This window comes from Micromonospora sp. IBSANI012, from assembly GCF_052814045.1.
Map to the genome: position 1 here is coordinate 2,643,141 of NZ_CP199933.1, position 23,248 is coordinate 2,666,388.

The following is a 23,248-nucleotide window of genomic DNA, read 5'->3' on the forward strand; positions in this document are numbered from 1 at the left end:
CGCCGATCCCCCGTCGATCATGAAGCTGTCGCCCCGACCCGCCACTGGACGTGGCGACAACTTCATGATCACCGAGCCGGGGGGAGCCGGGGCGTGATCTTCGAGAAGGTGGTGCGGCCCCAGCTGTTCCGGGTCGGGGGCGGGGACGCCGAGGCGGCGCACGAGTGGACGTTGCGGCGGTTGGCGGCGCTCTCCCGGCGGCCGGCGGCGCTGGCGGCGTTGCGGGCCCGGTACCAGGTGCGGGCGCCGCGCACGGTGTTCGGGGTGGAGTTCCCCAACCCGGTCGGGCTGGCCGCGGGGATGGACAAGAACGGCGTGGCCCTGCCGGCCTGGCCGGCGCTCGGCTTCGGCTTCGTCGAGGTCGGCACGGTCACCGCGCACGCCCAGCCGGGCAACCCCCGGCCCCGGCTGTTCCGGCTGCGCGACAGCGAGGCCGTGGTCAACCGGATGGGCTTCAACAACGCCGGCGCCGAGGCCCTGGCGGCCCGGCTGGCGGCGCTGCCCCGCCCGATCGGGGCGCCGCTGGGCATCTCGCTGGGCAAGTCCAAGGTGACCCCGCTGGCCGACGCGGTCGAGGACTACCTGGCCTCGTTCCGGGCGCTGCGGGCGCACGGCGACTACTTCGCGGTCAACGTCTCCTCGCCGAACACCCCCGGCCTGCGCTCGTTGCAGGACAAGTCGCACCTGGACGCGCTGCTGGCGGCGCTGGTGGGGGAGAAGCCGGTGCTGGTGAAGATCGCCCCGGACCTGACCGAGCCGGCCATCGCCGAACTGCTCGAGGTCTGCCTGGCCCGCGGCGCCGCCGGGGTGATCGCCACCAACACCACCCTGGCCCGCGACGGGCTCGCCCCGGCCGACGCGGACCGGGGCGCGGAGACCGGTGGGCTCTCCGGCCGCCCGCTGGCCGCCCGGGCCCGCGAGGTGGTCGCGTTCGTGCACCGGGAGACCGGCGGCCGGCTGCCGGTGGTCGGCGTCGGCGGCATCCTCGACCCGGACGACGCCGCCCGGATGTTCGACGCCGGGGCCATTTTGATCCAGCTCTACACCGGCTTCATCTACCGGGGCCCCGGCCTGGTCCGGGCCGCGGCCCGCGCGTCGGCGGGCGCCACCGCGCCGGTGCCGGCCGGGTGAGACCTCCCGGCCGGGCAACCCTCGACGGTACGAAGGAGAGCGCGTGACGCCCGAGGAGATCCTGGCCGCCGACCGGGCCCACGTCTGGCACCCGTACGCGGCGCTGCCCCCGGCCCACCCGCCGTACGTGGTGGAGAGCGCCCAGGGCGTCCGGCTGCGGCTGGCCGACGGCCGGGAACTGGTCGACGGGATGTCGTCCTGGTGGGCGGCGATCCATGGCTACCGGCACCCGGTGCTGGACGCGGCGGTCACCGACCAGCTCGGCCGGATGAGCCACGTGATGTTCGGCGGGCTCACCCACGAGCCCGCCGTGCGGCTGGCGCGGGCGCTGGTCGAGCTGGCCCCGGCCGGGCTGGAGCACGTCTTCCTGGCCGACTCCGGCTCGGTCAGCGTCGAGGTGGCCATCAAGATGTGCCTGCAGTACCAGCGGGCCACCGGCCGGCCGGAACGCCGCCGGCTGGGCACCTGGCGGGGCGGCTACCACGGCGACACGTTTCACCCGATGAGCGTCTGCGACCCGGAGGGCGGCATGCACCACCTCTGGGGCGACGTGCTGCCCCGGCAGGTCTTCGCGCCCGTCCCGCCCGGAGGCTTCGACGACCCGCCCGACCCGGCGTACGTGGCGGCGCTGACCGACGCGGTGGAGCGGCACGCCGACGAACTGGCCGCGGTCATCGTCGAGCCGGTGGTGCAGGGCGCGGGCGGGATGCGCTTCCACCACCCGGAGTACCTGCGGGTGCTGCGCGAGGTGACCCGGGCGCACGGGGTGCTGCTGGTCTTCGACGAGATCGCCACCGGCTTCGGCCGTACCGGCGCCATGTTCGCCGCCGAGCACGCCGGGGTGAGCCCGGACGTGCTCTGCGTCGGCAAGGCGCTGACCGGCGGGTACCTCACCCTGGCCGCCGCGCTGTGCACCCCGCGGGTCGCCCGGGGCATCTCCACCGACGGGGTGCTGGCGCACGGCCCCACCTTCATGGGCAACCCGCTGGCCTGCGCGGTCGCCAACGCGTCCCTGGAGCTGCTGCGGGCCGGTGACTGGGCCACCGAGGTCGCCCGGGTGGGCGCGGGCCTGCGGGCCGGCCTGGAGCCGCTGCGCGGCGCGCCCGGGGTGGCCGACGTGCGGGTGCTGGGCGCGATCGGCGTGGTGCAGCTCGACCACGAGGTGGACATCGCGGCGGCGACCGCTGCCGCCGTGGCGCAGGGCGTCTGGCTGCGCCCGTTCCGCGACCTGGTCTACACCATGCCGCCGTACGTGACCGACGACGCCGACCTGGCCCGGATCGCGGCCGGGATCGCCGCCGCGGTGAAGGCCGGCTGAGCCGGCGGGCAGGGACGGGGCCGGCACCGGCCGGCCACCGAGCGCGAGCGTGAGGAGAGGAACGCCGATGGAGAGTTTCGGGACCCGGCTGCACCGCGCCGTCGCCGAGCGGGGGCCGCTCTGCGTGGGCATCGACCCGCACCCGGGGCTGCTGGCCCGCTGGGGGCTGCCGGACGACGTCGACGGGTTGGACCGGTTCGCGCGGACCGTCGTGGGAGCGCTTGCGGACCGGGTCGCGGTGGTCAAGCCCCAGTCGGCCTTTTTCGAGCGGTTTGGTGCCCGAGGTGTCGGAATTCTTGAGTCAACTATCCGACAGTTACGAGATTGTGGCGCGCTCGTTCTGCTGGACGTGAAGCGCGGCGACATCGGTTCGACCGTCGCCGCGTACGCCTCGGCCTACCTCGACCCGTCCGGTCCGCTGCACGTCGACGCGGTCACCGCGAGCCCCTACCTGGGGGTCGGATCGCTGGCCCCGATGTTCGAGCTGGCGGCCACCCACGGCGGCGGCGTCTTCGTGCTGGCGCTCACCTCCAACCCGGAGGGAGCCGCGGTCCAACGGGCCCGTACGGCCGACGGGCGCACCGTCGCGCAGACCGTCATCGACGAGATTTCCCAGCTCAACAGGGGTGCGGAGCCGCTCGGCAGCTTCGGGCTGGTGGTCGGCGCGACGATCGGCGACACCGGTCACGACCTGTCCAAGGTCAACGGGCCGCTGCTCGCCCCGGGGCTCGGCGCCCAGGGCGCGACGGCCGCGGACCTGCGGACGGTCTTCGGCTCCAGCCTGTCGTCGGTGCTGCCGTCGTACTCCCGCGAGGTGCTGAACGCCGGCCCGGACGAGGCCGCTCTGCGGGCCGCCGTGGACCGCGTGCTGGCCGACTGTCGGGACGTTCTGGCTGACTGACGGCTCGGTCACTTTCTCCGATCTTGGCGCGCCCACGTTGCCGAAACCGCCCGCGACCGCTAGTTTTCCCCGCGCTGGGAACCACGGACCCCTTTGGTTGCCAGCGACACCACGTTTCACAGAGCGACGGTGCGCCCCGCCCGTCGCGATAGGGACCTGAGGAGAACTGGTGCCGCTCCCGTCACTGACCCCCGAGCAGCGCGCTGCCGCGCTGGAGAAGGCCGCGGAGATCCGCAAGGCCCGTGCTGAGCTGAAGGAGCAGCTCAAGCAGGGCAAGACCACCCTCGCCGCCGTCCTCGAGCGGGCCGAGTCCGACGACGTCGTCGGCAAGCTGAAGGTTTCGGCCGTCCTGCAGGCGATGCCGGGCATCGGCAAGATCCGGGCTACCCAGATCATGGAGAAGCTCAAGATCGCCGACAGCCGTCGCCTGCGCGGGCTGGGCGAGCAGCAGCGCAAGGCTCTGCTTGGAGAGTTCGCCGCCAACTGAACGCCGCAACGTGTAGAAACAAGCGGTGAGCACGGATGACGAGGCGCGCCCGGCGGCTCGGCTCACTGTCCTGGCGGGGCCCTCGGGCGCCGCGCGGGAGAGTGTCGTCGAGCTGGTCCGGGCGCGTTCTCCGTCCGTGTGGGTGCCGGTGCCGGTGACCACCCGGCCCCGTCGCCCCGACGAGGTCGACGGCGTCGACCGGCGCTTCGTGGACCCGGTCGGCTTCGACCGGATGGTCGCCGCGGGCGAGCTGCTGGAGTGGTCGCGGATCGGCGGGCACCGCCGGGGCACGCCCCGCGAGCCGCTGCGGTCCCGGCTGGCCGACGGCCGGCCGGTGCTGCTCCCGCTCGACCTGCCCGGCGCGCTCGCCGTCCGAGAGGCCCTGCCGGACGTCCGGCTGGTCCTCCTGGCGCCCCCGGGCCACCGTCCGGACCCGGCGGTCCTCGCGGCCGTCGGACACACCGTGGTCCACGACCTCACTGAGCGGGTCGTGGCCGAACTGGTAGGCTTGCTCGGTTCTTCCTATCTGGCTCCCGCCCAGCCGCGACTGCGCGGTTGAGCGACCAGCCGCGCTCGCGCGGACACTTCAGACGCAGAGGGTATTTCGTGGGATCCATCGCCAACCCCGAGGGCATCACCAACCCGCCGATCGACGAGCTCCTCGAGAAGACCACCTCGAAGTACGCGCTGGTGATCTTCGCCGCCAAGCGTGCCCGCCAGGTCAACGCCTACTACAGCCAGCTCGGTGAGGGCCTGCTGGAGTACGTCGGCCCGCTCGTGGAGACCACCCCGCAGGAGAAGCCGCTCTCGATCGCGATGCGTGAGATCAACGCGGGCCTGCTCACCGCCGAGCCGACCGACCAGCCGTAACCCCCGCTCCGCCGATGCCCGCCGAGATCGTCCTCGGGGTCGGCGGCGGCATCGCCGCCTACAAGGCGTGTGAGCTGCTGCGGCTCTTCACCGAGTCGGGCCACCGGGTCCGGGTCGTGCCGACCGCGTCGGCGCTCCGTTTCGTCGGGGCGCCGACCTGGGCGGCGCTCTCCGGCCAGCCGGTCGCCGACGACGTCTGGTCCGACGTGCACGAGGTGCCGCACGTCCGGCTCGGCCAGCGGGCCGACCTGGTGGTGGTCGCACCGGCGACTGCCGACCTGCTCGCCAAGGCGGCCCACGGCCTCGCCGACGACCTGCTCACCAACACACTGCTCACCGCGCGCTGCCCGGTGGTGCTCGCCCCGGCGATGCACACCGAGATGTGGGAGCACCCCGCCACCGTCGCCAACGTCGCGACGCTGCGCTCGCGCGGCGTACGGGTGATCGAACCGGCGGTCGGCCGGCTCACCGGCGCCGACACCGGCAAGGGGCGGCTGCCCGACCCGGCCGAGATCTTCGCCGTCGCCCGTCGGGCCCTGGCCCGGGGCCTGGACGCCCCCGCCGACCTGGCGGGCCGGCACGTCGTGGTGACCGCCGGCGGCACCCGCGAGCCGCTGGACCCGGTCCGCTTCCTCGGCAACCGTTCCTCCGGCAAGCAGGGGTACGCCTTCGCCCGCGCGGCCGTCGCCCGGGGCGCCCGCGTCACCCTGGTCGCGGCGAACGTCGCGCTGTCCGACCCGGCCGGGGTCGACCTGGTCCGGGTGGGCACCACCGAGGAGCTGCGCAAGGCCACCCTGGAGGCCGCCGCCGACGCCGACGTGGTGGTGATGGCGGCCGCGCCCGCCGACTTCCGGCCGGCGACCTACGCCCCCGGCAAGATCAAGAAGTCGGAGGACGGCAGCGCGCCGACCATCGCGCTCGTCACCAACCCCGACATCGCCGCCGAGCTGGGGCGGCAGCGCCGCCCGGAGCAGCTGCTGGTGGTCTTCGCCGCCGAGACCGGCGACGCCGAGGCCAACGGCCGGGCCAAGCTCGCCCGCAAGCGGGCCGACCTGATCGTCATCAACGAGGTGGGCGTGGACAAGGTCTTCGGGGCCGAGACCAACGCGGCGACCGTGGTGGGCGCGGACGGCAGCGTGACCACCCTTCCCGAACAGTCCAAGGAAGACCTGGCCGACCGGGTCTGGGACCTCGTGGTGACCCGGCTGGCCGCGTTGTCCTGAACGCTGGTCACTCTCGCGTTGGCTGCGGCACCCTGGAAGCGGGTGACTAAACTGCCGCGGAGCGACCTTTCCAGAGAGACTCAAGTGCTTAGGAGTGCCGTGACACGTCTTTTCACGTCCGAATCGGTCACGGAGGGCCACCCGGACAAGATCGCCGACCAGATCAGCGACGGCATCCTGGACGCCCTGCTGGCCAAGGACCCGCACAGCCGTGTCGCGGTGGAGACCCTGATCACCACCGGGCAGGTGCACGTCGCGGGCGAGGTGACGACCAAGGCGTACGCCGACATCCCGACGATCGTCCGGGAGACCATCCTCGGGATCGGGTACGACTCGTCGAAGAAGGGCTTCGACGGCGCCTCCTGCGGCGTCAGCGTCTCGATCGGCGGCCAGTCCGCCGACATCGCCCAGGGTGTGGACAACGCCTTCGAGCTGCGTACCGGTGCGTCGGAGAGCGCGCTGGACGCGCAGGGCGCCGGCGACCAGGGCATGATGTTCGGCTTCGCCTGCTCGGAGACCCCCGAGCTGATGCCGCTGCCGATCGCGCTGGCGCACCGGCTGGCCCGCCGGCTGGCCGCCGTGCGCAAGGACGGCACCATCCCCTACCTGCGGCCCGACGGCAAGACCCAGGTCACCATCGAGTACGACGGCCTGCGTCCGGTCCGGCTCAACACCGTGGTCGTGTCCAGCCAGCACGCCGCGGACATCTCGCTGGACTCGCTGCTCACCCCGGACGTGCGCGAGCACGTCATCGCCCCCGAGCTGGAGAGCCTCGGCCTGGACACCGAGGGCTACCGGCTGCTGGTCAACCCCACGGGCCGGTTCGAGATCGGTGGCCCGATGGGCGACGCCGGCCTGACCGGCCGCAAGATCATCGTCGACACCTACGGCGGGTACGCCCGGCACGGCGGCGGCGCGTTCTCCGGCAAGGACCCGTCGAAGGTGGACCGGTCGGCCGCGTACGCGATGCGCTGGGTGGCCAAGAACGTGGTGGCCGCCGGCCTCGCCGAGCGCTGCGAGGCGCAGGTCGCCTACGCGATCGGCAAGGCCCACCCGGTCAGCCTGTTCATCGAGACCTTCGGCACCGAGACCGTGCCGGTCGCCTCGATCGAGAAGGCCGTCACCGAGGTCTTCGACCTCCGCCCGGCCGCCATCATCCGGGACCTCAACCTGCTCCGCCCGATCTACCAGCAGACCGCCGCGTACGGCCACTTCGGCCGCGAGCTGCCGGACCTGACCTGGGAGAGCACCGACCGGGCCGCCGACCTCAAGTCGGTAGCGGGAGCCTGACCGGCACCAGGCGCAGCGACCGGCGACCCGCCGAGGGGTCGCCGGTCGCTCGTGTCTGCGTCGACGTGCCGCTGCCGCACCTCGACCGCCCGTTCGACTACCTGGTCCCCGCCGAGCTGGACGCCGACGCCCTGCCCGGGGTGCGGGTGAAGGTGCGCTTCGCCGGGCAACTTGTCGACGGCTGGCTGCTGGACCGCGCCGACGACTCCGGGCACACCGGCCGGCTGGCGTACCTGGAGAAGGTGGTCTCCCCGGAGCCGGTGCTGGCGCCGGAGATCGCCCGGCTGGCCCGGGCCGTCGCCGACCGGTACGCCGGCAGCCTCGCCGACGTGCTCCGGCTCGCCGTCCCGCCCCGCCACGCCCGGGTCGAGAAGGACCTCCGCGCCCACTCGCCGACCGCCGACGCCGACGCCCCCGCCGCCGGCACCGCCACGACGCCCGACGAGGTCAGCGCGGCCCCGCCCACCGACACGCCGCCGACGCACGTGGTCGCCGCCGCCCCGCCGCCGTCCGCCGGCGTCGCCGCCGCGTCGCACCCGACCGGACCGACCGGGGTCGCCGCCGCAGCGGATGCGTCCGGGCCGACCGGGGTCGCCGCCGCAGCGGATGCGTCCGGGCCGACCGGGGCCGCCGCCGCATTGGCCCCGACCGGGCCGACCGCGGCCGGCGCCGCGTCGGACGCGTCCGAGCTGAGCGGCGCACCGTCCCCGCCCGCCGTCGACCCGCGCGGCTGGCGGGACTACCCGGCCGGGCCGGCGTTCCTGCGTGCGCTCGCCGACGGCCGACCGCCCCGCGCCGTCTGGTCGGCGCTGGCCGGGGAGGACTGGGCCGCCCGGTACGCCGACGCCGTCGCCGCGACCGTGGCCGGGGGTCGGGGCGCCGTCGTCGTGGTCGCCGACGCCCGGGACCTGGACCGGCTGGACGCCGCGCTCACCGGCACGCTCGGCCCGGGCCGGCATGTGTGCCTCTCCGCCGCGCTCGGCCCGGCCCGCCGCTACCGGGCCTTCCTCACCGCCCGGCGCGGTACGGCGCCCGTGGTGATCGGCACCCGGGCGGCGATGTTCGCCCCGGTCGACCGGCTCGGCCTGGTGGCGATCTGGGACGACGGTGACGACCTGCACGCCGAGCCCCGGGCCCCGTACCCGCACGCCCGGGACGTGCTGCTCACCCGGGCCCAGCTCGCCGGGGCCGCCGCGCTGGTCGGCGGGTACACCCGGACCGCCGAGGCACAGTTGCTGGTGGAGACCGGCTGGGCCCGCGAGGTGGTCGCCGACCGGGCGACCCTGCGGGCGCGTACCCCGAGCATCGCGCCGACCGGCGACGACCCGCAGCTGGCCCGCGACCCCGGCGCGGCGACCGCCCGGCTGCCCAGCCTGGCCTGGACCACCGCCCGGGACACCCTGCGCGCGGACGCGCCGGTGCTGGTGCAGGTGCCGCGCCGGGGCTACCTGCCCTCGATCTCCTGCGCGGACTGCCGCACCCCGGCCCGCTGCCCGCACTGCGCCGGCCCGCTGGCGCTGCCCTCCGCCGAGGGTATCCCCGCCTGCCGCTGGTGCGGCCGGGTCGCCGCCGCGTACGCCTGCCCCGAGTGCGGCGGTCGGCGGCTGCGCGCGGCGGTCACCGGCGCCCGGCGCACCGCCGAGGAGCTGGGCCGCGCCTTTCCCGGCGTGCCGGTCCGCACCTCGGGCCGGGAGGAGGTGCTGGCCACCGTGCCCGGCGGCGCCGGCCTGGTGATCGCCACCCCGGGCGCGGAGCCGCTGGCCGAGGGGGGCTACGGCGCGGTGCTGCTGCTGGACTCCTGGGCCCTGCTCACCCGGGCCGACCTGCGCGCCGGCGAGGAGACGCTGCGCCGCTGGCTGAGCGCGGCCGCGCTGGCCCGGCCGGCGTCGGCGGGCGGGCGGGTGGTGGTGGTCGCCGACGGCGCGCTGGCGCCGGTGCAGGCGCTGCTGCGCTGGGACCCGGCCTGGTTCGCCGCCCGGGAGCTGGCCGAGCGGCGGGAGCTGGGCTTCCCGCCGGCGACGAAGATGGCCAGCGTGACCGGTCCGGCGGTCGCGGTGGCCGACCTGCTGGCCGAGGCCCGGCTGCCCGACGGGGCGGAGGTGCTCGGCCCGGTCCCGGCCGACGGCGACCGGGAGCGGATGTTGGTGCGGGTGCCCCGGGCCCGGGCCGCCGACCTCGCCGAGGCGCTGCACACCGCCGCCGGGGTGCGCAGCGCCCGCAAGGCCGCCGACCCGGTACGCCTCCAGGTCGACCCGCTCAGCCTCTTCTGACCGGCCGTGATCCGCGGCACCGGCCGGGCACGACCCGGCCCGGAGCGGGTACCGTCGCACACCTCGTCCGGCAAACCGGTGGCGGCGAAGTGATAACATCGCCCGTCATGCCCGGGCGCACGGATGGCGCGACGATGGCGGAGCGCGTCGATCCGACGCCATATCGATGATGTCAATCAGCCGGTGATCAGGGGTGGACCAGTCGTGACCGTTCGGCAATCGATCGTCTTCAACGGGGACCTCGGCAGCGGCAAGAGCACCGTCTCCGTCGAGATCGCCAAGCGGCTGGGGCTGCGCCGGGTCAGCGTCGGCGACCTCTACCGGCAGATGGCGCAGGAGCGGCAGATGACCGCCCTCCAGCTCAACCTGCACGCCGAGCTGGACCAGGCCGTGGACGGCTACGTCGACCAGCTCCAGCGGGACATCGCCGCCTCCGGCGAGTCGCTGGTCATGGACTCCCGGCTCGCCTGGCACTTCTTCACCGACGCGCTCAAGGTGCACATGATCACCGAGCCGGGCGAGGCGGCCCGCCGGGTGCTGCTGCGGCCCTCCGGCCCGGCCGAGAGCTACACCTCGCTGGAGGAGGCCAAGGCCAAGCTCCTTGAGCGCAGCGAGAGCGAGCGGAACCGGTTCATCCTCCGCTACGGGGTGGACAAGGCCCGGCTGCGCAACTACGACCTGGTCTGCGACACCACCCGGGCCTCGGCGCCCGAGGTGATCGAGCACATCGTCGACGCGTACGAGGGCCGGCTCGGCGCCGAGGTGCTGCGCGACGGCCCGCCGCTGCTGCTGCTCGACCCGGCCCGGGTCTACCCGACCGAGGACATCACCACCCTGCGCGGGCTCTGGGACTCGGAGTTCGTCGGGGACGTGGCCGGGGCCGGCGACGAGGCCCTGGAGCCGCTGCGGATCGGCTACACCGGCGAGTACTTCTTCGTCGTCGACGGGCACCGCCGGCTCAGCGCCGCCCTGCAGAACGGCTTCAACCTGGTCCCCGCCCAGCTGGTCGCCGAGGTGGACGAGCCGGTCGTCGGCGGGATGAGCGCGGTGGACTTCTTCGCCGCCCAGGTCCGGCCGAGCACCGTCTACGACTGGGAGGCCGCGCACGGCATCCAGCTCCCGCTGCCCGAGCACGCCCTGCTCGGCGGGCCCGCGGTGCTGGCGGGGGAGCCCGGCGCCGGCGCCTGAGCCTCGCCACGACCGCCGGCGGGCTGGCCCCGCCGCCCGCCGCCGTGACCGCGCGCCGTGGCGGCGGTCGGTCGCGCGGGGTCGCCGGGTGACGCCCGGACGCGCATGATGGAGCCTCCGACGCATCGACGCGGAAGGCCGGTCATGGACGCAGCCGAGGCACTCGCCCTGCTCATGTCCCCGCAGGGGCGCATCGACCCGTACCCCACGTACGAGCGGCTGCGCCGGTACGGGCCGGTGGTCCAGGCCGGGCCGGTGTTCTACGTGGTCACCGGCTACGCCGAGGCCGACGAGATCCTGCGCGACTCCCGGTTCGGGGTGATGGACGACGCGCTGCGCGACCAGTTCCTCCCCGGCTGGCGGGACAGCCCGGCCGTCGCGTCGATCTCCCGGTCGATGCTGCGCACCAACCCGCCCGACCACAGCCGGATGCGGCGGCTCGCGGCCGGCGCCTTCACCCCGCGCCGGATCGCCGCCATGCGCGACGTGGTCGAGGCGCAGGCCGACGAGCTGGTCGACGCGATGCTGGAGCGGGCCCGTGACGGCGAGCCCGTCGACTTCCTGGCCGAGTTCGCGTACCCGTTGCCGGTGGGGGTGATCTGCGCGCTGCTCGGCGTGCCGGCGGCCGACCGGCCGCTCTTCCGGCGCTGGGCCGCCGACCTGACCGGGGTGCTGGAGCCGGAGATCACCACCGAGGAGCTGGCCGTCGCCGACCGGGGCGCCACCGAGCTGCGCGACTACTTCGCCGCGCTGGTCCGGGCCCGCCGCGCCGCGCCCGCCGACGACCTGACCACCGCCCTGGTCCAGGTGCACGACGCCGACGGCGACCGGCTCTCCGGCGAGGAGCTGCTGGCCAACCTGGTGGTGCTGCTGGTCGCCGGCTTCGAGACCACCACCAACCTGCTCGGCAACGGCCTCGTGGTGCTGCTGGACCACCCGCGCGCGGCCGACGCGCTGCGGGAGCATCCCGACTTCGCCCCCGGGTACGTCGACGAGCTGCTGCGCTACGACTCGCCGGTGCAGCTCACCACCCGGATCAACGAGGCGCCGGTGACCTGCGGCGGGGTCGAGCTGCCGGCGGGCAGTTGGGCGTTGCTGCTGCTCGGCGCGGCCAACCGGGACCCGCGGCGCTACCCCGAGCCGCAGCGGTTCGACCCGTGGCGCCCGCAGGTCCACCCGCTGTCGTTCGGCGCCGGGCCGCACTACTGCCTGGGCGCCGGACTGGCCCGGCTGGAGGCGCAGGTCGCCTTCCCGTTGCTGCTGCGCCGGCTGCCCGGCCTCGCCCTGGCCGGCCGGCCCCGGCACCGGACCCGGCTCACCCTGCGCGGCTACGAGACCCTGCCGGTGATCATCGACACGGAGTCGGCGGCGGCGCATCGCGGTACGCCGGCCGGGGCGGCCCCCGGCACTCCGTAGACTGGTACGGCATTCGTCCGTACAGCCGAAGGAGCCACACCGCGTGACCGTCCAGCCCATCCGTCTGTTCGGGGATCCGGTGCTGCGCACGCCGGCCGATCCGGTCGTCGATTTCGACACCGAGCTGCGTAGGCTCATCGCCGACCTCACCGACACGATGCGGGAGCAGAGCGGCGCCGGCCTGGCCGCGCCCCAGCTCGGTGTGGGCCTGCGGGTGTTCACCTTCGACGTGGACGACGTGCTCGGGCACCTGGTGAATCCGGTGCTGGAGTTCCCCGACGAGGAGGAGCAGGACGGCCCGGAGGGCTGCCTGTCCATCCCCGGGCTCTACTTCGACACCAAGCGTCGGCAGAACGTCATCGCCAAGGGCTTCAACGGCTACGGCGACCCGATGCAGATCGTCGGCACCGGGCTGATGGCGCGCTGCGTGCAGCACGAGACCGACCACCTCGACGGGGTGCTCTTCGTCGACCGGCTGGACCCGGCCGGGCGCAAGGAGGCCATGAAGGCCATCCGCCAGGCCGAGTGGTACGACCCGGCCGCCCCGCCCACGGTCAAGCTCAACCCGCACGCCGCCGGCAGCCCCTTCGGCCTGGGGCGGTGACCGGATGCGTCTGATCTTCGCCGGCACGCCGGCCGTCGCCGTCCCCGCCCTGGAAGCTGTCGCCGCCTCCGGGCACGAGATGCTGGCCGTGGTCACCCGCCCCGACGCCCCGGCCGGGCGGGGTCGCGGCCTGGTCCGCTCGCCGGTCGGCGCCTGGGCCGACGAGCACGGGATCGAGGTGCTGACCCCGGCGAAGCCCCGCGAGCCGGAGTTCCTCGACCGGCTGCGCGAGCTGGCGCCGGACTGCGTGCCCGTGGTCGCGTACGGCGCGTTGGTGCCGCCGGTGGCCCTGGAGATCCCCCGGCACGGCTGGATCAACCTGCACTTCTCGCTGCTGCCCGCCTGGCGCGGCGCGGCCCCGGTGCAGCAGGCCGTGCTGCACGGCGACGAGCTGACCGGCGCGAGCGTCTTCCAGCTCGAACAGGGCCTGGACACCGGCCCGGTCTACGGCACGCTCACCGACGAGATCCGGCCGACCGACACCTCCGGCGACCTGCTGGAGCGCCTCGCGCACTCCGGCGCGGGCCTGCTGGTGGCCGTCCTCGACGCGATCGAGGCCGGGACGGCCCGGGCCGAGCCGCAGCCGGCCGACGGGGTGTCCCTGGCTCCGAAGCTGACCGTGGAGGACGCCCGGGTGCGCTGGACCGATCCCGCCTTCGCCGTCGACCGGCGGATCCGGGCCTGCACGCCGGCCCCCGGGCCGTGGACGACCTTCCGGGGCGACCGGGTCAAGCTCGGCCCGGTGACCCCGGTGGGCAACGGCCCCGAGTTGAAGCCGGGAGAGCTGCTGGTGGAGAAGTCCCGGGTGCTGGCCGGCACCGCGACCGTGCCGGTGCAGCTCGGTGAGGTGCGCGCGGCGGGCAAGAAGGCCATGCCGGCGACCGACTGGGCGCGCGGCGTCCGGGTCGGCGCCGGCGAGGTGCTCGCGTGAGCACCCCCTCGGACCGTCCCGACAGCTCCCGTTCCGACCGCCCTCGCGACGACCGGTCCGCCGGTCGCCCCGACGGCTCCCGCGGTGACCGGTTCGACCGGTCCGCGCCCCGGCGCTCCGACGCGCCGCGCGGCGACCGTCCGACGGGCGGCGGTTACCGGGGCGACCGCCCGGCGAGCGGCGGTTACCGCGGCGACCGCCCGACCGGCGGCCGCCCCGGCTTCGACCGGCGCGGCGGCCGTCCCGCCCGCCCGGCCGTCGACCTGCCCCGGTACGCCGCCTACCAGGCCGTCGCGGCGGTTCACCGGGACGACGCGTACGCCAACCTGGTGCTCCCGTCGATCCTGCGCGAGGAGGGGCTGGTCGGCCGGGACGCCGCCTTCGCCACCGAGCTGACCTACGGCACGCTGCGCCACACCGGCACCCTGGACGCGATCATCGCCGACGCCGCCGGGCGGGAGGTCGAGCGGATCGACCCGCCGGCCCGCGACGCCCTGCGGCTCGGGGCGTACCAGCTGCTGCACACCCGGGTGCCGGCGCACGCGGCGGTCTCCTCGACCGTCGACCTGGTCCGCTCGGTCGCGCCGGGCGCCGCCGGCTTCGCCAACGCGGTGCTGCGGGAGATCGCCGGCCGCGACGCCGACGCCTGGGTGGCCAAGCTCGCCCCGCCGATGGAGACCGACCCGGTCGGCCACCTGGCGCTGGCGTACAGCCACCCGCAGTGGATCGTGCGGGCCTTCTCCGAGGCGCTCGGCGGGGACCTGGGCGAGACCGCCCGGCTGCTGATCGAGGACAACGAGCGACCCCCGGTGCACCTGTGCGCCCGGCCCGGCCTGGCCGACCCGGTGGAACTGGCCGACGAGGTGGGTGGCGCGCCCGGCGCCTTCTCGCCGTACGCGGTGTACCTCTCCGGGGGCGCGCCGGGTGACCTGCCGGCGCTGGCGCAGGGGCGCGCGCACGTGCAGGACGAGGGCTCGCAGCTGGTGGCGAACGCGCTGGCCGTCGCGCCGCTGGACGGCCCGGACGGGCGCTGGCTCGACCTGTGCGCCGGCCCCGGCGGCAAGTCCGGCCTGCTCGGCGCGCTCGCCGCGCAGCGTGGCGCCCGGCTGACCGCCGTGGAGGTCTCCGAGCACCGGGCCCGGCTGGTCGAGCAGGCCACCCGGGGCCTGCCGGTGAGCGTGCTGCACACCGACGGCCGCACGGTCGGCGCGGACCCGGAGCTGCCCGAGGGGCACTTCGACCGGGTGCTGGTGGACGCCCCGTGCACCGGCCTGGGCTCGCTGCGCCGCCGGCCGGAGTCGCGCTGGCGGCGTCAGCCGTCGGACCTGCCGCCGCTGACCCGGTTGCAGCGCGAGCTGCTCACCGCGGCCCTGCGCGCGGCCCGTCCCGGCGGTCTGGTCGCGTACGTCACCTGCTCCCCGCACGTGGTGGAGACGCACGTGACGGTGACCGAGGCGGCCCGGCGCGCCGAGGTGCCGGCGGACTTCGTCGACGCCCGTACGCTGCTGCCGGCCGGCATGCCGGGGCTGGGCGACGGTCCGACGGTGCAGCTCTGGCCGCACCGGCACGGCACGGACGCGATGTTCCTCGCGGTGCTGCGCCGCGGCTGAGCGGCGGGCAGCGCAGCGGTACGGGGGCGGGGCGGAGCACGACACGGCCGCCCCGCCGCCGGCTCAGCGGACCGGCAGGCCCCGGGTGCCGACGCCCTTGAGCGAGCGGGTCAGGGTGCGGTCGCTGACCCACACGAAGCACTGCACCCCGCGGTTGCCGTCGCGCCACTCCCGCTCCAGCGGGTGGTAGAAGATCGAGCCGGCGCGGAACCGCAGATTGCCGTCGTTCGGCACCCCGGTGTACTTCGCCAGCAGGCCGAGGCATCCCTTGTGGACCCGCCCGTCGCCCTTGGTGACCTGGGCGTAGCTGAGGCCGGTGGCCGGCCAGACGCCGACGAACTCGGCGTGGTGCCGGGCGGTGCAGGAGACCGGCTTCATCGCCTCGACGTCGTCGCCGTCGACTTTCGGCTCGAAGCAGCGCAGCCGCAGGTCGGTGTCGCGGGTCAGGACGCCCTTCAGGCTGCCGGTACGGGGGGTGGCCCGCGCCTCGTCGACGCTCTCGACCTCGGTCAGGTCGCAGCGGAACCAGCGGGCCCCACCCGTCCAGGCCGCCGCCGAGGGGAAGACGACGGCGAGGCCGAGCCGGCCGGAGCGCCAGTCGGCGCCCACCGCCCGCCGGACCTCCCGGTCACACTCGGCGCGGGCGGCGAGCATCGCGCCGGTGCCGCCGGCCGGGGGAGTGGAGCGCCGGGCGTCGGCGCTGGTGAAGGTGCCCACGTGCATCGTCTCGGCCCGGTGCGACCGGGCGCAGTCGACGGGGTGGTAGCCGCTGAGGTAGCCGACGTCCTGCACCCCTTCGTGGCAGACCCCGGCGGGGGGAACGAAGCCCTGCGGCGCGGCGAGGGCCGGCCAGTCGTCGGCGAGGTCCGCGTCCAGCCCGGCGGGGGCGCCGCACCCGGTCAGCGCCAGCAACGCCGCGCCGCCCACCGCGACCGCCGTCCACCACCGCCGCACCGCACCCGACCCTTCGCCGACCGTGACCGTGGCGCCCGCCGAGCGGGTGTCACGGTGCGGCAGCTTACGGCACCGGGCCTCAGATGGCGGGGAGTCCCTTCGGGCCGGCGCCGCGCATCGAGCGGGTCAGCTTCCGGTCGTCGCTCCACAGGAAACAGCGGATGCCGCGGTCGCCCTCCTCCCACTCCCGCTGCGACGGCGGGTAGAAGATCGACCCGGCCCGGTACGGCAGGTCGGCGTTGTTCGGCACGGCGGCGAAGTTGGCGATCAGCGACATGCAGCGCCGGTGCACCTCCTGGTTGGCCCGGCCGAACTCCGCCCAGGTCATGTCCCGTTCGAGGTAGACCCCGACGAACTCGGCCCGGTGCGGCTCGGAGCAGAGCACCGGCGCCATGTAGTTGAGGTTGTCGCCGATCAGCTTGGGGTCGAAGCAACGGTGGGTTAGCGGGTTGTCGCCGATCATCGCGCCGCGCAGGCTGCCGGTGCGGTTGACCGGTCGGGTGTTGTCGATGCTGTCGGTCTCGCTCAGGTCGCAGCGGAACCAGCGGGCGCCGCCGTTCCACGCCGGCACGGAGGGCAGCGCGATGTTCATGGTGAGCCGGGCCGAGTGCCAGTCGCCCCCGAGCACCTCGCGGGCCCGCTGGTCGCACTCGGCGCGGGCGGGGCGCAGCGCCGGGGAGCCCGGCTCGGGGCGCGACCCGGCCGCCGCGTCGCCGGTGAAGGTCCCGACGTGGATCGCCTCGGCCAGGTGGCTGCGGGCGCAGTCCACCGTGTCGTACGTGCCCGCCTGGACCACCGCCGTGATCCGGGGCAGGCAGGCGTCCGTGGCGGGCACGAACATCCGCGGTGCGGGCAGGTCCGGCCAGTCGTCGGCCAGGTCGCCGTCGGGCCGGTGCTGCGGGACGCAGCCGCTCATCGCCATCGTCGCCGCGCCGGCCAGCGCCAGCGCCACGAGCCACCGTCGCATCGTCCGCCCTTTCCGGGAGATGACGGCCGGTCGTTGCGGCCCACGCGGAGTTGCGGTTCCGCGGGACGTGCAGCACGGCTGACCGTCTCTGATGGAGTGTTGCCGCCTTTCCGTCGGGCGGCCAGTCGCGGCTGGCCGTCCGTCCGGTTTTGCGTTCCGTGGAGCCCAATCTTGCACCAGCGGTCACTCCTGGGTCACAGGGCGTTCCCGAGGGGCCGCGATGCCCGCGGCGGGTGGCCGCATTCGTACACTGACCCCGTGACCGTACCGCCGCCGATCGTCGCGCCCAGCATCCTCGCCGCCGATTTCGCCCGCCTCGCCGACGAGGTCCGTGCCGTGGAGAACGCCGCGGACTGGCTGCACGTCGACGTGATGGACAACCACTTCGTGCCCAATTTGACCATCGGCCTGCCCGTGGTGCAGAGCCTGCGCGCGGTGACCCGGATCCCGTTCGACGTGCACCTCATGATCGAGGACCCGCGTCGCTGGGCCCCCGGTTACGCCGACGCCGGCGCGTACAACGTCACCTTCCACGCCGAGGCCTGCGACGACCCGGTCGCGCTGGCCAAGGACCTCCGCTCGGCCGGCGCCAAGGCCGGGCTGGCCATCGACCGGGACACCCCGATCGAGCCGTACCTGGAGCTGCTGCCCAGTTTCGACACCCTGCTGATCATGACGATCAAGGCCGGCTTCGGCGGGCAGCGGTTCATCCCGCAGCTGCTGGAGAAGGTCCGCGCGGCCCGCCGGCACGTCGACACCGGCCACCTGGAGCTGCGCATCGAGGTCGACGGCGGGATCGCCGCCGACACCATCGAGCAGGCCGCGGCGGCCGGTGCGGACGCCTTCGTCGCCGGCACCGCCGTGTACGGGGCGGCCGACCCGGCCGAGGCGGTGCGCCGCCTGCGGGGGCTCGCGGAGCGCGCGGTTCCCGGAGCCTGACGTGGACCCGGCCGGCGATCGACCCGACGTCATCCTGGTCGTCGACGACGACGAGGACATCGCCCGCTTCGTCGAGTTCAACCTGCGGCTGCACGGCTTCGAGGTGCTCCACGCCGGCGACGGCCAGGAGGCGCTCGAGATGATCGAGCGGCACCGGCCCGACCTGGCCGTGGTGGACCTGATGATGCCCCGGATCGACGGGCTGGAGCTGACCCGCCGGCTGCGCGCCGATCCGATGACCTCCGCCCTGCCGGTGATCATGCTGACCGCCAAGGGGATGACCGTGGACAAGGTGCACGGCCTCAGCGCCGGCGCCGACGACTACCTGGTCAAGCCCTTCGACACCGCCGAGCTGGTGGCCCGGGTCAGCTCCACGCTGCGCCGCAACAAGGAGTTCCGGGAGGTCTCCCCGCTGACCGGGCTGCCCGGCAACAGCCGGATCCGCCGGGAGATCAGCGACCGGGTCCGCAGCGGCGTCGACTACGCCGTCGGCTACATCGACATCGACCGGTTCAAGAGCGTCAACGACCGGTACGGCTTCGTCCGCGGCGACGAGTTCATCTCCGCGCTGGCCCGCAGCCTGCACCGGGCGGTGGTCTCGATCGGCCTGCCGCCGGCCTTCCTCGGCCACGTCGGCGGCGACGACTTCGTCGTCGTCTGCACCCCGGAACAGGTCCGGCCGTTGACCTTCCGCGCGGTGGAGGACTTCGAGAAGGCCGCCGACAAGCTCTACGACCCGGCCGACGCCGAGCGCGGCTACGTTGAGCTGAAGGACCGCCGGGGCAACGTGCGCAAGGCGCACCTGGTCACCCTCTCGATCGGGGTCTCCCTCTCCGACGCCCGGAAGCGCTTCACCGACCCGCTCGCCGCGATCGCGGTCGCCTCGGAGATGAAAACCGTCGCCAAGAGCCAGCCCGGTTCGTACGTGGCGGTGGACCGGCGGCGCGCCGACGGGGTGTGAGGTAGCCCGCGTGCAGTGGCGTACCGGCCGGGGGAACGTGTAAGACTTCCCATGTACCCACCACGCGCTGGCGGGGCTCGGTGAAATTCCGAACCGGCGGTGATCCACGGTCCGACCGTGGTAAGCCCGCGACCCGGACGGCTCAGGCCGCCCGGTGGACCTGGTGAGAATCCGGGGCCGACGGTTGGGAGCGGGAAACCTTCCCGCACCCAGAAAGTCCGGATGGGAGACAGCGCGCGGGACGGGGCGGGCCTGCGTGGGTCGCTGCATCCAGCCATCGCGTGGGCTCCCCGGGGGCGGCCGTGCCGTTCCCGGATCCGCCGCCGCCTGCCCGCGGCTCCTCCCGTACCGCCCGCGCGCGGCCCGGCGAGTGAGAGGGCAGAGGCATGGCCGGCGTCTCCGTCGACGAGGCGATGCGTCGCGCCGTCACGTTGGCGGCCCGAGGCCTCGGCACCACCAGCCCCAACCCGGTCGTCGGCTGCGTCCTGCTCGATCCGGACGGCACGGTCGTCGGGGAGGGATTCCACGCGTACGCGGGCGGACCGCACGCCGAGATCGTCGCGCTCGCCCAGGCCGGTGAGCGCGCCCGGGGCGGCACCGCCGTGGTCACCCTCGAACCCTGCGACCACATCGGCCGCACCGGCCCCTGCAGCCTCGCGCTGGTCCAGGCCGGTGTCGCCCGGGTGGTGATCGCCGTGCCCGACCCCAACCCGGTCGCCTCCGGCGGCGCCGCCACCCTGCGGGCCGCCGGCATCCAGGTCGAGTTCGGGGTACGCGCGCAGGAGGCCGAGGTCGGCAACATCGCCTGGCTGACCTCGATGCGCCGCGGCTGGCCGTACGTCATCTGGAAGTTCGCCGCGACGCTCGACGGCCGGTCGGCGGCGGCCGACGGCACCAGCATGTGGATCACCTCCGAGGCGGCCCGCATCGACGTGCACGCGCTGCGCGGCACGGTCGACGCGGTGCTCGCCGGGGTGGGCACCGTGCTCGCCGACGATCCCCGGCTCACCGCCCGCAACCTGCGCGACGGCACCCTGGCCATCCGGCAGCCGCTGCGGGTGGTGGTGGACAGCTCCGGGCGTACCCCCGCCGGGGCCCGGGCCCGCGACGGCGCCGCCCGGACGTGGATCGCCACCGCGGCTGAGGTCGGGGCCGGCCCGGACGGCCGGGTCGACCTGCCGGCGCTGCTGGCCGAGCTGCACCACCGCGGCGTGCGGGCCGCGCTGCTGGAGGGCGGCCCCCGGCTGGCCGGCGCGTTCCTCGCCGCCGGCCTGGTCGACAAGGTCATCGGGTACGTCGCGCCGAAGCTGCTCGGCGCCGGCCGGACCGCGCTGGTCGACGCCGGCGTGACGACCATCGCCGATGCCATCGACCTGGAGATCACCGACGTTACGCAGATCGGTCCCGACCTGCGGATCACCGCGCTGCCCCGGAAGAGGGAGGCCTGACATGTTCACCGGCATCGTCGAGGAGTTGGGCGAGGTCGTCCGCGTCACGGACACCGGGGGTGACTCCGCGCTGGTCGCCGTCCGCGGCCCGCTGGTCACCTCCGACGCCCGGCACGGCGACTCCATCGCGGTCAACGGCGTCTGTCTCACGGTCGTCGACGTCGAGGACGGCGTCTTCACCGCCGACGTGATGGGGGAGACGCTGCGCCGCTCCGCGCTCGGCGCGCTGCGGGTGGGCGACCCGGTCAACCTGGAGCGGGCCGCCGCGCTGAACAGCCGGCTCGGCGGGCACATCGTGCAGGGCCACGTCGACGGGGTGGGCGAGATCGTCGCCCGGGAGCCCGCCGCGCAGTGGGAGACGGTCCGCTTCCGGCTCCCCGCCGACCTCGCCCGGTACGTGGTGGAGAAGGGCTCGATCACCATCGACGGCGTCTCGCTGACCGTGGCCGCGGTCGGCGACGACTGGTTCGCCGTCGGGCTGATCCCCACCACGCTGAAGCTGACCACGCTCGGCGGCAAGGGCGTCGGCGACCCGGTCAACCTGGAAGTCGACGTGCTGGCCAAGTACGTCGAGCGCCTGCTCGGCGACCGGCTCGCCGGCGGCGGCCTGCCCGGCGGGGCCGCGGGGGGTGGGCGCTGATGGGCCCGCTCGGTTGGCTGCTCGAGGCCCAGCTCGAGATCGCCGGCTCGCCGGTGCTGGTCCGCGAGATCGTCGGCAACGTCTTCGGGCTGGCCTCCGCGCTGCTCGGGCTGCGCCGGCTGGTCTGGGCCTGGCCGGTCGGCATGATCGGCAACGCGCTGCTGTTCACCGTCTTCCTCGGCGGTGTCTTCGCCACCCCGCAGGCGCACGACCTCTACGGCCAGGCCGGCCGGCAGGTCTTCTTCTTCTCGGTGAGCGTCTACGGCTGGTGGCGCTGGTCGCGCAACCGCCGCCAGGGCGACGACCAACCGGCGGTCAGCCCGCGCTGGGCCACCGGCCGGGAGCGGCTCGGCCTGCTGCTGGCCGCCGCCGTCGGCACCGCCGCCGGGTACCCGGTGCTCGCCGCGCTCGGCTCCTGGGGCCCGCTGCCGGACGCCTGGATCCTGACCGGCAGCCTGCTCGCCACGTACGGCATGGCCCGCGGCTGGGTCGAGTTCTGGCTGATCTGGATCGCCGTCGACGCGGTCGGCGTGCCGCTGCTGCTGCGCGGCGGCTTCTACCCGTCGGCGGCCATGTACCTGTTCTACGGCGCGTTCTGCGTCTGGGGTTTCGCCGCCTGGTGGCGGACCTCGCGGGCCGCCCGGTCGGCCGCCCCGCCGATCCCGTCCACCTACTCGGAGGCTGTCGCATGAGTGAGCGCAGCGAGCGAATCATCAGGTACAGCCCGGCGGACGGCGCCGCGCACCGTCCGACCCCCGGCGCCCGCCGGGTCGACGGTGCCGGACGCGCCGGCGCGGCCGGGGCGCGGACCGTTCGACGAAGTGGGGTGCCGGCATGAGCGCGTTCGCCAGCATCGAGCAGGCGGTGGCGGACATCGCCGCCGGTCGGCCGGTCGTCGTGGTCGACGACGAGTCCCGGGAGAACGAGGGCGACCTGATCTTCGCCGCCGAACTGGCCACGCCAGAGCTGGTGGCGTTCATGGTCCGCTGGACGTCCGGCTACATCTGCGTGTCGCTGACCGAGTCGGAGTGCGACCGGCTGGACCTGCCGCCGATGCACCACACCAACCAGGACCGGCGCGGCACCGCGTACACGGTGACGGTCGACGCCCGGGAGGGGATCGGCACCGGCATCTCGGCCGCCGACCGGTCGCACACCATCCGGCTGCTGGCCGATCCGGGCACCGACCCGACCGACCTGTCCCGCCCCGGGCACGTGGTGCCGCTGCGCGCCCGCGAGGGCGGGGTGCTGCGTCGCCCCGGGCACACCGAGGCGGCCGTCGACCTGACCCGGCTGGCCGGGCTGCGTCCCGCCGGAGTGCTCTGCGAGCTGGTCAACGAGGACGGCACCATGATGCGGGTGCCCGACCTGGAGAAGTTCTGCGCCGAGCACGCCCTGACCCTGGTGACCATCGCCGACCTGGTGGCGTACCGGCGGCGGCACGAGAAGCAGGTGGAGCAGGTCGCCGACGCGCGGATGCCCACCCCGTACGGGGTGTTCCGGGCGCTGGGCTACCGCGCCGAGCACGACCCGGCCGAGCACGTCGCCCTGGTCTACGGGGAGATCGGTGACGGGCAGGACGTGCTGGTGCGGGTGCACTCGGAGTGCCTGACCGGGGACGTCTTCGGCTCGCTGCGCTGCGACTGCGGCCCGCAGCTGCAGGCGGCCCTGGCCCGGGTCGCCCGGGAGGGGCGGGGCGTGGTGCTCTACGTGCGCGGGCACGAGGGGCGCGGCATCGGGCTGCTGCACAAGCTCCAGGCGTACCAGCTCCAGGACCTGGGCCGGGACACCGTGGACGCCAACCTCGACCTGGGGCTGCCCGCCGACGCCCGCGACTACGGCACCGGCGCGCAGATCCTCTACGACCTGGGTGTGCGCTCGATGCGGCTGCTGACCAACAACCCGGCCAAGCGGGCCGGGCTGGAGGGGTACGGCCTGACCATCACCGGCCGTGAGGGGCTGCCGATCCGGCCGCACCCGGAGAACGTGCGGTACCTGCGGACCAAGCGGGACCGGATGGGGCACCTGCTGGACGAACTGGACGAGGTGACCGAGGCCCCGATGGGCCGCCCGGTCCCCGGCGACGAGATCGGAGCGTAG

22 protein-coding genes and 1 riboswitch are annotated in these 23,248 nt (G+C 74.8%); of the genes, 20 read left to right on the forward strand and 2 right to left on the reverse strand.

The genetic code is table 11. The features are described from left to right. The first annotated feature begins 93 nt into the window (after positions 1–93). From ACTWM8_RS12115 to ACTWM8_RS12180, 14 genes are all read left to right on the forward strand, one after another. Positions 94–1,131, forward strand: coding sequence for a quinone-dependent dihydroorotate dehydrogenase (locus tag ACTWM8_RS12115; protein WP_446213897.1), 1,038 nt, complete (start codon positions 94–96; stop codon positions 1,129–1,131). A gap of 43 nt (positions 1,132–1,174) precedes the next feature. Then, complete coding sequence (locus tag ACTWM8_RS12120) at positions 1,175–2,449, forward strand: adenosylmethionine--8-amino-7-oxononanoate transaminase (protein ID WP_446213898.1); 1,275 nt, start codon at positions 1,175–1,177, stop codon at positions 2,447–2,449. A 67-nt stretch (positions 2,450–2,516) separates the two neighbouring features. Next, the gene (gene pyrF / locus ACTWM8_RS12125) at positions 2,517–3,350 is read left to right on the forward strand and encodes an orotidine-5'-phosphate decarboxylase (protein ID WP_154938058.1); all 834 of its coding nucleotides are present in this window, start codon (positions 2,517–2,519) and stop codon (positions 3,348–3,350) included. Positions 3,351–3,519: 169 nt separating this feature from the next. Beyond that, positions 3,520–3,837, forward strand: coding sequence for an integration host factor, actinobacterial type (gene mihF, locus ACTWM8_RS12130; RefSeq protein WP_088962722.1), 318 nt, complete (start codon positions 3,520–3,522; stop codon positions 3,835–3,837). A gap of 25 nt (positions 3,838–3,862) precedes the next feature. Further along, positions 3,863–4,396 carry a guanylate kinase gene (locus tag ACTWM8_RS12135; RefSeq protein WP_446213899.1) on the forward strand — a complete coding sequence of 178 codons (534 nt, stop codon included), beginning with the start codon at positions 3,863–3,865 and terminating at the stop codon, positions 4,394–4,396. 47 nt (positions 4,397–4,443) lie between these two features. Further along, positions 4,444–4,707, forward strand: coding sequence for a DNA-directed RNA polymerase subunit omega (gene rpoZ / locus ACTWM8_RS12140; RefSeq protein ID WP_007075826.1), 264 nt, complete (start codon positions 4,444–4,446; stop codon positions 4,705–4,707). Between the two features lie 14 nt (positions 4,708–4,721). Further along, positions 4,722–5,930 (forward strand): bifunctional phosphopantothenoylcysteine decarboxylase/phosphopantothenate--cysteine ligase CoaBC, encoded by a 1,209-nt coding sequence (gene coaBC, locus ACTWM8_RS12145; RefSeq protein WP_446213900.1) that lies wholly within the window; start codon positions 4,722–4,724, stop codon positions 5,928–5,930. A 99-nt stretch (positions 5,931–6,029) separates the two neighbouring features. Beyond that, positions 6,030–7,220, forward strand: a complete 1,191-nt coding sequence (metK, locus tag ACTWM8_RS12150; protein WP_280837099.1) for a methionine adenosyltransferase — start codon at positions 6,030–6,032, stop codon at positions 7,218–7,220. Between the two features lie 65 nt (positions 7,221–7,285). Beyond that, positions 7,286–9,490: a primosomal protein N' family DNA-binding protein gene (locus ACTWM8_RS12155; RefSeq protein WP_446213901.1), complete on the forward strand. Its 2,205-nt coding sequence runs from the start codon at positions 7,286–7,288 to the stop codon at positions 9,488–9,490. A 204-nt stretch (positions 9,491–9,694) separates the two neighbouring features. Beyond that, positions 9,695–10,678: an AAA family ATPase gene (locus ACTWM8_RS12160; protein WP_446213902.1), complete on the forward strand. Its 984-nt coding sequence runs from the start codon at positions 9,695–9,697 to the stop codon at positions 10,676–10,678. Between the two features lie 144 nt (positions 10,679–10,822). Further along, the gene (locus tag ACTWM8_RS12165; RefSeq protein WP_446213903.1) at positions 10,823–12,094 is read left to right on the forward strand and encodes a cytochrome P450; all 1,272 of its coding nucleotides are present in this window, start codon (positions 10,823–10,825) and stop codon (positions 12,092–12,094) included. A 43-nt stretch (positions 12,095–12,137) separates the two neighbouring features. Next, complete coding sequence (def, locus tag ACTWM8_RS12170; RefSeq protein ID WP_088962716.1) at positions 12,138–12,698, forward strand: peptide deformylase; 561 nt, start codon at positions 12,138–12,140, stop codon at positions 12,696–12,698. A gap of 4 nt (positions 12,699–12,702) precedes the next feature. Beyond that, positions 12,703–13,629: a methionyl-tRNA formyltransferase gene (gene fmt / locus ACTWM8_RS12175; protein ID WP_446213904.1), complete on the forward strand. Its 927-nt coding sequence runs from the start codon at positions 12,703–12,705 to the stop codon at positions 13,627–13,629. Beyond that, positions 13,626–15,239: an RsmB/NOP family class I SAM-dependent RNA methyltransferase gene (locus ACTWM8_RS12180; RefSeq protein WP_446213905.1), complete on the forward strand. Its 1,614-nt coding sequence runs from the start codon at positions 13,626–13,628 to the stop codon at positions 15,237–15,239. Before fmt ends, ACTWM8_RS12180 begins: the two co-directional genes overlap by 4 nt. A 63-nt stretch (positions 15,240–15,302) precedes the next feature. On the opposite strand, the gene ACTWM8_RS12185 is transcribed toward ACTWM8_RS12180, so the two are convergent. Together ACTWM8_RS12185 and ACTWM8_RS12190 are read right to left on the reverse strand one after the other, a co-directional pair. Further along, positions 15,303–16,193: a septum formation family protein gene (locus tag ACTWM8_RS12185; RefSeq protein ID WP_446213906.1), complete on the reverse strand. Its 891-nt coding sequence runs from the start codon at positions 16,191–16,193 to the stop codon at positions 15,303–15,305. A 79-nt stretch (positions 16,194–16,272) separates the two neighbouring features. Continuing rightward, positions 16,273–17,160: a septum formation family protein gene (locus tag ACTWM8_RS12190; protein WP_446213907.1), complete on the reverse strand. Its 888-nt coding sequence runs from the start codon at positions 17,158–17,160 to the stop codon at positions 16,273–16,275. A gap of 258 nt (positions 17,161–17,418) precedes the next feature. Between ACTWM8_RS12190 and rpe the strand changes: the two genes are divergently transcribed. The 6 genes from rpe to ACTWM8_RS12220 all read left to right on the forward strand — a co-directional run bounded on the left by rpe (position 17,419) and on the right by ACTWM8_RS12220 (position 23,248). Beyond that, positions 17,419–18,099 (forward strand): ribulose-phosphate 3-epimerase, encoded by a 681-nt coding sequence (gene rpe / locus ACTWM8_RS12195; protein WP_154938036.1) that lies wholly within the window; start codon positions 17,419–17,421, stop codon positions 18,097–18,099. A 1-nt stretch (position 18,100) separates the two neighbouring features. Next, on the forward strand, positions 18,101–19,060 hold the full coding sequence (locus tag ACTWM8_RS12200; RefSeq protein ID WP_088962710.1) for a response regulator: 960 nt from the start codon (positions 18,101–18,103) through the stop codon (positions 19,058–19,060). Positions 19,061–19,122: 62 nt separating this feature from the next. Continuing rightward, positions 19,123–19,298, forward strand: a riboswitch (FMN riboswitch). Positions 19,299–19,446: 148 nt separating this feature from the next. Continuing rightward, a complete protein-coding gene (gene ribD / locus ACTWM8_RS12205) occupies positions 19,447–20,508 on the forward strand; it encodes a bifunctional diaminohydroxyphosphoribosylaminopyrimidine deaminase/5-amino-6-(5-phosphoribosylamino)uracil reductase RibD (protein ID WP_446213908.1) in 1,062 nt (353 codons plus the stop codon). 1 nt (position 20,509) lies between these two features. Beyond that, positions 20,510–21,148, forward strand: a complete 639-nt coding sequence (locus ACTWM8_RS12210) for a riboflavin synthase (RefSeq protein WP_446213909.1) — start codon at positions 20,510–20,512, stop codon at positions 21,146–21,148. Then, entirely contained in the window at positions 21,148–21,840 is a 693-nt protein-coding gene (pnuC, locus tag ACTWM8_RS12215) for a nicotinamide riboside transporter PnuC (protein ID WP_377611064.1), read from the forward strand. Before ACTWM8_RS12210 ends, pnuC begins: the two co-directional genes overlap by 1 nt. Before the next feature lie 142 nt (positions 21,841–21,982). Continuing rightward, the gene (locus ACTWM8_RS12220; protein WP_238451140.1) at positions 21,983–23,248 is read left to right on the forward strand and encodes a bifunctional 3,4-dihydroxy-2-butanone-4-phosphate synthase/GTP cyclohydrolase II; all 1,266 of its coding nucleotides are present in this window, start codon (positions 21,983–21,985) and stop codon (positions 23,246–23,248) included.

What these genes read in the sequence shown, in the direction of transcription:
- pyrF (WP_154938058.1), top strand. Translation starts at nt 2,517, where the DNA reads ATGGAGAGTTTCGGGACCCGGCTGCACCGCGCCGTCGCCGAGCGGGGG.
- coaBC (WP_446213900.1), top strand. Translation starts at nt 4,722, where the DNA reads ATGCCCGCCGAGATCGTCCTCGGGGTCGGCGGCGGCATCGCCGCCTAC.
- ACTWM8_RS12165 (WP_446213903.1), top strand. Translation starts at nt 10,823, where the DNA reads ATGGACGCAGCCGAGGCACTCGCCCTGCTCATGTCCCCGCAGGGGCGC.
- fmt (WP_446213904.1), top strand. Translation starts at nt 12,703, where the DNA reads ATGCGTCTGATCTTCGCCGGCACGCCGGCCGTCGCCGTCCCCGCCCTG.
- ACTWM8_RS12190 (WP_446213907.1), bottom strand. Translation starts at nt 17,160, where the DNA reads ATGCGACGGTGGCTCGTGGCGCTGGCGCTGGCCGGCGCGGCGACGATG.
- ribD (WP_446213908.1), top strand. Translation starts at nt 19,447, where the DNA reads ATGGCCGGCGTCTCCGTCGACGAGGCGATGCGTCGCGCCGTCACGTTG.
- ACTWM8_RS12210 (WP_446213909.1), top strand. Translation starts at nt 20,510, where the DNA reads ATGTTCACCGGCATCGTCGAGGAGTTGGGCGAGGTCGTCCGCGTCACG.
- pnuC (WP_377611064.1), top strand. Translation starts at nt 21,148, where the DNA reads ATGGGCCCGCTCGGTTGGCTGCTCGAGGCCCAGCTCGAGATCGCCGGC.
- ACTWM8_RS12220 (WP_238451140.1), top strand. Translation starts at nt 21,983, where the DNA reads ATGAGCGCGTTCGCCAGCATCGAGCAGGCGGTGGCGGACATCGCCGCC.